Annotated in this window: 7 protein-coding genes and 1 tRNA gene; 7 read left to right on the forward strand and 1 reads right to left on the reverse strand. The window is 51.5% G+C overall.

Features of this window, described 5'->3' with window-relative positions; genetic code table 11:
- Positions 1–268: 268 nt before the first annotated feature.
- From ACR0K9_RS21185 to ACR0K9_RS21215, 7 genes are all read left to right on the forward strand, one after another.
- Positions 269–1453: a tyrosine-type recombinase/integrase gene (locus tag ACR0K9_RS21185; protein ID WP_480826061.1), complete on the forward strand. Its 1185-nt coding sequence runs from the start codon at positions 269–271 to the stop codon at positions 1451–1453.
- A gap of 387 nt (positions 1454–1840) precedes the next feature.
- Positions 1841–3661 (forward strand): peptidoglycan DD-metalloendopeptidase family protein, encoded by a 1821-nt coding sequence (locus ACR0K9_RS21190; protein ID WP_480826062.1) that lies wholly within the window; start codon positions 1841–1843, stop codon positions 3659–3661.
- Between the two features lie 297 nt (positions 3662–3958).
- Positions 3959–4657, forward strand: a complete 699-nt coding sequence (locus ACR0K9_RS21195; protein WP_480826063.1) for a hypothetical protein — start codon at positions 3959–3961, stop codon at positions 4655–4657.
- A gap of 111 nt (positions 4658–4768) precedes the next feature.
- Positions 4769–5017, forward strand: a complete 249-nt coding sequence (locus tag ACR0K9_RS21200; protein WP_480826064.1) for a helix-turn-helix transcriptional regulator — start codon at positions 4769–4771, stop codon at positions 5015–5017.
- Positions 5018–5139: 122 nt separating this feature from the next.
- Positions 5140–5358: a hypothetical protein gene (locus ACR0K9_RS21205; protein ID WP_170601468.1), complete on the forward strand. Its 219-nt coding sequence runs from the start codon at positions 5140–5142 to the stop codon at positions 5356–5358.
- A 188-nt stretch (positions 5359–5546) separates the two neighbouring features.
- The gene (locus ACR0K9_RS21210; RefSeq protein ID WP_480826065.1) at positions 5547–6695 is read left to right on the forward strand and encodes a hypothetical protein; all 1149 of its coding nucleotides are present in this window, start codon (positions 5547–5549) and stop codon (positions 6693–6695) included.
- A 552-nt stretch (positions 6696–7247) separates the two neighbouring features.
- The gene (locus ACR0K9_RS21215; RefSeq protein WP_480826066.1) at positions 7248–7895 is read left to right on the forward strand and encodes a hypothetical protein; all 648 of its coding nucleotides are present in this window, start codon (positions 7248–7250) and stop codon (positions 7893–7895) included.
- A gap of 278 nt (positions 7896–8173) precedes the next feature.
- On the opposite strand, the gene ACR0K9_RS21220 is transcribed toward ACR0K9_RS21215, so the two are convergent.
- Positions 8174–8250, reverse strand: a tRNA-Met gene (locus tag ACR0K9_RS21220).
- Between the last annotated feature and the right edge of the window lie 6 nt (positions 8251–8256).

Below are 8256 nucleotides of genomic sequence, written 5' to 3' on the forward strand. Positions count from 1 at the left end.
GGGGATCAATTGTAGTGATGCGGGCTGCGTTTGGATTTTCCGACGCTGGTTGCGGGAGCAGGATTTGAACCTGCGACCTTCAGGTTATGAGATAGCTTACGCCCACCTGTACCTACTACGCTTGAAAACGCTGACTTACCCTATCTTATTGGAATCGTTGTTTTATTATTGACGACCGGCACGCTCCGTTCCTACCTCTTACGCCATGAACCGCTTCCAGTTGCTTCCACAATGCTTCCACGGGGCGATGAGCGAGAAAGGACGAGGGATGCCCAAACTGACCAAACGCGCCGTAGAAGCCTTGCCTGTTGAGGCGAAAGACTACTTCGTATGGGATAGCCAGATTGCCGGGTTTGGTGTCCGCGTGATGCCTTCCGGGGCCAAGACCTATCAGGCGCAATATCGCAAAGGCGGAAGGACACGGCGCGTTTCCATCGGTCGACATGGCAAGATCACCGTGGACGAGGCACGGAAGCTGGCAAAGGAACTCATGGGGCAAGTGGCTAAGGGTGAGAACCCTGCCGAAGAGATTGCCCAGCATCGCCGCGCACCCACCGTCGCAGCCTTGTGTGAGCGGTTCTTTGAGTCCCACGTCAAAGAACGCTGCAAGCCGTCCACCCAAGGCGAGTATCGCAGGGCAATTGACCTGTTCATTGCTCCGGCCATTGGAAGCTTCAAAGTGGTCGACGTGGAACGGAAAGACATTGCCGAACTGCACCACAAATTTCGGGATAAACCCTATCAGGCCAATCGGACATTGGGCGTGTTGTCCAAGATGTTCAATCTGGCGGAAATCTGGGGCTTGCGGCCTGACGGGTCGAACCCCTGTCGCCATGTCCCAAAGTACCGCGAAGAGAAACGGGAACGGTTTCTTAGCCAGGACGAGTTGCAACGGCTCGGGCAAATTTTAGCAGATGCGGAACGGGATGGATCAGAGACGCCCTTTGTCGTTGCCGCATTCCGGTTGTTGATCCTGACGGGGTGTCGCTTAGGTGAAATCCAAACCTTGCAATGGTCGTTCATCACAGACGCGGGAATGGAGCTTCCAGATACCAAGACAGGCGCAAGGCGCATTCCCCTGCCCCAAGCCGCCAGAGAGGTTCTGAGCGTCCTCCCACGGCTTCCTAACAACCCTTATGTCATAGCTGGAGCTGTTCGCGGCCACTATGCCACCGACCTGCAGAAGCCATGGCGCCGTATACGTAAGCGGGCTGGTCTGCATGATGTCCGTATTCACGACTTGCGCCACACCTATGCGTCGAATGCGGTTTCGTCAGGCATGCCCATTCAAATGGTTGGGCGGTTGCTGGGTCACAGTCAGATTCAGACCACTATGCGATATGCGCATCTGGCAGATGATCCGGTGCGTCAGGCGGCGGAAGAAAACGCCGAACGCCTCAATACAATTGTAGGTGCGCAGGAACCGAACAATAGGCTGCGCCTAGTTAGGTAAGGCGCTCAACGCGGCCAACCCCCTTAACGTATACATAGGCGGGTTACATTACATAAGGTGACTACGTATACGATACGTTACATAGGAGTTTTCTCCCTACCCGGGGTATACGCGGGGCCGGGTATACCCCGGGTAGGAAACAATGATGCGCAAAACCGAAACTAATTCGACATGGATGAGCACAGCGCACAAAACTTGACGTAAATGGTATGAGCAAATTAGGTTCGATCAATCGGGCAAACATCTGACCGATTAGGGCAGATCAAGAGGGGAAGGAAAACTCTTAACTTACTTTGTACAGCGACAGCGTTTTTGCATGTCGCAGCCTTGGTAAAGATTTGCCTCCAGTATTTTTCTAAGGGGGACTGTAATATGGCGCCAATAAATTTGACCGAAGACTTCAATGATGGAGAATTGAACGCTGAACCTTGGGTATACTCTTATGATGTGACAGAAGTTGACGGTCATCTGAGAATATCGCAATCGACCACAGATCTAACAAGTCAGGCGCGTATCGAGTTTGACACTGGCTTAACAGAAGCGACCATTAGCTATGACGCCTATATGCATGCTGCAAACAACTATTTTTATGGTCGGAATGGGCTAAGCTTTACTTCCGCTACAGGTGAGCAATTAAGTATTCGATTTCATACTCAAAGAACCAACTACGGGCCCAGCTACGACAACGACCCAGCCAACTTCGACCTGCCCAAGCTCTGGCTGGTTCCGTCAGATGGCGATAACGACAGTGTATATTCCACAGGAGAAAATACATCATCATACTTCGACGCATGGACCCGTATAACAGTAGAGTTCGACTCTGACGCTGGCACGGTAACTGTCGATATGGAATCGGATGGCGTCGTTGATATAGAACTTTTTGACGAAGACCTCGTCGGTGCGACGCTAGATTCGTATGGGTTCGCGTCTTATGGATGGTGGACTGGGCATTACACACTGATCGACAACCTTCAAGTTACCGGCGAGACTTCGCTTGATAGAGAAACACCGGTCTCCAATGGATTCGATATGCCTGTCGGTGAAAGAGATGGGCTCTTGGTCACCGAAAGCAGGGCAAGCGAAGATGGCTGGCAGGACGGTTGGTATAATGCTTCTGACCTAGGAGACCCACACCCATGGGTTATCGGCGCCAACCATCTCGGAGAAGACTGGAATCTAGATGATTTAGATGGCGACGGTGCCGATGAAGACGATACCGGGCAATCCGTATACGCAGTCTCGATCGGGCGTGTAGTGTATGCAGGAGAGTATTTTGGTGCGAGTGGGCCGAGCGCTGGGCTTGGGGAAACCGTTGTCATTGAACACCTTCTACCAGACGGAAGAATTGTTTATTCTCTTTATGCGCATCTTCAAGAAAATAGCATCACGGTCGATGTCGGCCAAATCATTGAAGAGCAAGGCTACCAAATCGGAGCAATTGGTCAGACAGGAGCCGCACAAGATGGCCCTCACCTGCATTTCGAGATATTTACTATTGAGGGCGCATCCGGCCAATATGAGTCATCTCCTTGGCTTTTAGCGATGGAAGAATTCGCCTACACCAATGACAACATAACCTCTGGTGTCGAATCCTTCACTATTAACTACCCACAAGGCTCGGTAACATGGTTTGATCCGTCAGATTTTATTCGAGACCGCATTGTCTTTGAAGTTGACGAGTCCATTGAAGTTTCTAATGCGAACGGTAGAGGCACTATTGCTGGCGGCTCGGGGAACGACAACCTGAACGGGGGCAATGGGAACGACACGATTTCCGGCAATGAAGGCGCCGATATTATGTCAGGTGGGAATGGTGGCGATCTCATTCTCGGAGGAGACGGCTCTGACTATCTTGTTGGAGGAAACGGCAACGACAATTTGTCCGGTGGTGCTGACGCTGATCAAATCGATGGGGGTAATGGGGCCGACTCAATTGAAGGAGGAGGTGGCAACGACATTCTTCTTGGCGGAAGAGGTGGCGACGAGTTCATTTTCGACTTAAGGAATATACCTACGGGAGATGACGTGATCCTCGATTTCTCGACCACAGATACGATCACAATTGTTGGCGGACCCGATTCATTTGAGGAGTTGGGGTTTGAGCAAAGGCAAGATGGCGTTGCGGTATATCTAGACGAAGACTCTTCGATCCTACTAGCTGAGTTTAGCGCAAGCGAAGTCACAGCTGATGTGTTCAATTTCCTGTAAGTTAGTAGATAAGTGGCTCGTGTAATAACCTCACGATCATACTAATGTGAGACGTTCAATTGACTCTTATGGGTTAGAACAATCGGCGTGACCGCATCTATACAGCCCCTTTTCTGTGAGATGTTAGGTTAGCTGTGTGGCGGATCGTGACCGGCTTTTGGAAGGCTGGTCACGATAGCTCTCTCGCGCTTCGCTCCACTTGCATATTTGGTCGATTACCATCAACTTACCTCTTACCCGCGGTATGCCCCGGGTAGGGATAAATGCAAGTTTCACCAAATAGAAAAGAGGCGTGTCGTGACCGACATCATGGAGCTCTGGAGGCGGTCCCACTGGTTGGGTTACACCGCAAAGACTTACGCCACCCATTTCTTCAAGGATGAATGGCAAGCCGCCATGGATTATCGGGGCGACCAACCTTGGACGAAAATACTCGAAAAATCTGCGAACGAGGCGAGAGCATCTGGCAAAGACACGATTGACACAATTCAACACACTCTCGGGGCGCTTTACGAAAGGAACAAGCCGCAAGCAGACCTTTTGGAGCGTGCGCGACAACAAATAACAAACTATCTGTTGGACGGCACCTATCGGGGCTTTGGATTTGACCGACCACGTACGTTGGACACAGACCCAGTTCTTATCCCCGCTGAATGTTGGAAGGGTGCCGTTTCGTGGGCTGGTAACGAAGTTCAATTTCAATCTTTGAAATTTAACGAAGTGCGGGTGCGTATGATGCGCGAACATCTCGATCCCATTTTGAATAAACCCTTTGAATCAACTGTCGCGAAAGTCGGGCGACCCACGGTAGCCCCTGCCATCGAAGCGGCCTTCCACGCGCTGAACAAGATTGGGCAAATCGATCCTAAAGCTTCTCTGCAATCCCACTACCCCAAAGTAAAAAAATGGCTAGAGTTGAACCGCACCGACCTTTCGGTGCCGGCAAACAAGATTAGCTCTGAAACCATTCGGAGAATTATTTCCCCCCTTTTCTAAGGGTTAAAAGAATCCAATAAACAATAAATCCTGTTGGCATTTATTGGCATTTTTTGTGGTTGGCAGGTAATCCAAGTCTAGAGCATCAACAACTCAAACTGGAGTAAACAGATGCTCACGAACGAACCCGCCAACGACAACAACCGCCCGGCGACGGATTATCTGGACGGCTTCATTGACGAAAGCACTGCCGCCGACTTTCTGTGTCAAAGCGTGCGCACCATCCAAAAATGGCGCGTGACGGGTTTTGGCCCGAAATTCTACAAGTCGGGTCGTTCTGTCCGCTATCGCCGCCGTGACCTTCTGGAATGGGCCGAAGCACGTCGCTACGGCAACACCAGCAGTTACACCGCAGCCTGAGTTTTGCCCGAACGGGGTTGGCAGCGCCGTGCGGGATTTTGGGGCCGGAATGGCTCTGTAGGGGCGCGGGCGAAACAGTCCCGCGCCCTTTTCCACAAACATCAACAGAAAGACACTGAACCATGGCAAACCAGCCTGCACAGAAATTCAAAATTGGTCTAATTACCGCAACGATTTGGGACAATGACGGCTTCTACTCAGTCGATATGTCCCGCGCCTACAAGACCGATACCGGCGAATGGCGGAACTCGAACAGCTTCCACCATTCGGACCTGCTCAATATTGCCAAATGCGCGGAGCGCGCCGAGATTTGGATTGGCCGTCAAACCAATGCCAGGTGATGGCAGCGCCGGAGCGGCTTCGCTCCGGCCCCAAAACAAATGCTGCCCCGCCGGAGGCACTCAGGGGGCGTAAGCCCCCGCACTCTTTTTCCTCGCATTACCAAATCTCCCAGCGGTAGGGCATGCCGCGATAGAGGGGGGTCTTGTAACACCCCCCTCCACGAATACAAAAGCGAAGGTCAGCGCAATTGGAAGCAACAATCCTGCATTCGGGCTTCGATGGGCTGAAATTCACTATTCAAGCCGATATCCCAGAGAACTTTCGAGAAGAACTGGCATCCGCTAAGCAACATGCAAAAGAGACCTATGGCGATTGTGTCCTCGAATTTGGCTCCATGTCGCTCAACGTGACCAGCAAAGGCGCGCGGGGTTTCACTGGTCATACCGGCGAACACGGGGCCGTGTGGCTGTTTCAGGACCCACAAGACCGCATTCCCAACAATCCCGGCATCACCGTCGACTTCCGTGCTTTCGGCCTCGCTACAGGCGGTATAGTTGGGGCTGAGCAGCACTTTCGCGATTGTATGGAAGCCTTCGGGATCAAATACGTAGAAACGCAGTTGCGGGTTGCGCGGGCTGACTTTGCCGTGGACTTGCTGGCCCCATGGTTCGAACCCGACCGCGAAGCCTTGGTTGTTCCCCCCGGCACCAAGGTCACGGAATACACTGGCGTTGATGAAACCGCGACAGTATCCAGCGGTGCGCGCGTGATTGGCTTGCGGGCCGGTGCCGTCGCCAACCGACAATTGGCGATCTATGATAAGCGGGCCGAAGTTATCCAGCAGAACAAGATGGGATGGCTAACCATCTGGAACGCAGCACTTGAAGCAATTGGCAAACCGCCCCTTGATCTGACCGACCGGACCTCAAGCCAAGTCTGGCGCTTTGAGATGCGGCTTGGTTCCAAGCAACTCCGCAACCGTTTTGAGATACGGAACTGGCAGGATGTTCATGACATCATCGGAGACGCCTTCACAGACGCGTTGGGCCGTATTCGTTACTGCCTGCCCACCGCAGACGGAAATCGCGCTCGTTGGCCCACACACGAGCTTTGGCAGCAGTTCGAGGCCGTAGTCGGCAATGACCTCTGGCAGAATTGTGCAGGCGTTCTGCCCTGCGACGTGATTCAAGCCAACCGCGTTGCCAAAATGCGGGAGCTGGATGCGCAACTCATTGGACTGTTTATTACACGCGCTGCAATTTCCGATGTAGCAGCGGACGGCTTTGGTGAGTTTTTGGAGAGGCACTCTGATGTATTGGTTCGGCTGATCGAAGAAAATCCTACACCACTCCCAGAAAGGCTCGCCAAGGCGCGCGGGAAGTATCAGTTGGCTTGAGAGGCCACTAAGCCGCCGTTCGTTTTGGTTGCATTTATTACGCCCACTTGCGACCGCTTCGCGCGGAGAGCGATCTTCGCGAAGTCTGTGCGACATCCCCGAAATCGGATTTTCAGCTAGGGGATGGAGATCAATAAATCAGTGCCGTATATAAAACAATCTGCAGCTCCCCACCATAATCTTGCCGGGCTCTGTTGATCCAAGGGAGCAAGATATTGATGGGGTTGCGGAAGTTTTTGTGGTTTGAGTATCGTTCGAAACAAATGAGGGCTAGAGCTTCTGACCAATATCAAAAAACGGTAAGTCTTTTATATGCCATTGAATTTGCTGAGAATTGAAATCCTACGGGACCATTGCAAGCGTCATCTTGAAGTTCTCGAAGTCTGGCTTCGTCGATTAATACACGATGAGTTCAAAAGGAAGTACGGATCAAACTATTTGGACGCCAAGTTGCCTGATGGAAGTTTTCTTCTGAACTCAAGTATCAGGAGCCATATTAAAGCTCGTATGGTAGATCAACCAGAGAGGTTCGCTAGGCCCATTGATGCCGCAATGTTGGATCAGGCGATTGCAATTATCTCAAATCCTCGCCATTTCGACGCCCATTTCCGTGCACCGCTGGAAAGAGCTTTCCCTCTAGGAGATAGGCATGCAAGGGAAACGCTTTCACGACTCATCGAACCAAGAAATCGTTTGTACCATGCAAACCCGATTTCTACGCGCCAAGCTGAACAGATAATCTGTTATGCTGGTGACACCATTGACTCTATCAAAGCTCACTACAGAGAAATTGGTATGGAAAAAGAATACATTGCACCTATGATAATTCGATTGTCAGATAATTACGGAAATGAATACCACGAAGGGGATTTTCAACGAAATAGCACGGGACGCGCGAGCTTGGTTATTCCGAGCGATGCCCAGCTTAGATTAAGGCCGGGTGATGTTTATAGAGCGCAGGTCGAGATCCATAATCCCGATCCTGAATCCAACTACCAAGTAGATTGGGTGATTACTCAGAACGGCGGCTTTACACCCTCTGGTACCGATCTCATTTTAAAAATCACTACGGACCACGTACGGACGGATTTTTCCATTTATTGCCGCGTGGTGAGTGATAAAGATTGGCACCGTTGTGGTGACGTAGATGATTCACTGCATATCCCACTGAAGATATTGCCACCGCCGAATAATGCGTAGTCAGCGCTGTACAACGAAATGGTGGCTCGCACTACAGAGTGAAGTAGAATGAAATTTAGTGAATGTTCGGTTTGAAACTCACACCATTTCTGGTCCAACGTGTACGGTAATGGCTCATCTCGACCGTTGCATGTTTTTGGTGAACTTAAGCCTGTTGCGGCGTTGCCACAGGCCCAATTCGCTCCGCTTGCTTCCACAATGCTTCCAGTTGTGTTTGTCGCGAAGCAAAAAGCCTCGTGCGCTGCGAGGTTAAGTGTTTGATTTCCGACCTTAAAGATTGGTTGCGGGAGCAGGATTTGAACCTGCGACCTTCAGGTTATGAGCCTGACGAGCTACCGGGCTGCTCCATCCCGCGACACTT

Source organism: Ruegeria sp. L12 (assembly GCF_056531745.1).

Excerpts from the sequence above, each read along its gene's own strand:
- ACR0K9_RS21185 (WP_480826061.1), top strand. The coding sequence starts at position 269 with ATGCCCAAACTGACCAAACGCGCCGTAGAAGCCTTGCCTGTTGAGGCG.
- ACR0K9_RS21200 (WP_480826064.1), top strand. The coding sequence starts at position 4,769 with ATGCTCACGAACGAACCCGCCAACGACAACAACCGCCCGGCGACGGAT.
- ACR0K9_RS21205 (WP_170601468.1), top strand. The coding sequence starts at position 5,140 with ATGGCAAACCAGCCTGCACAGAAATTCAAAATTGGTCTAATTACCGCA.
- ACR0K9_RS21215 (WP_480826066.1), top strand. The coding sequence starts at position 7,248 with ATGTTGGATCAGGCGATTGCAATTATCTCAAATCCTCGCCATTTCGAC.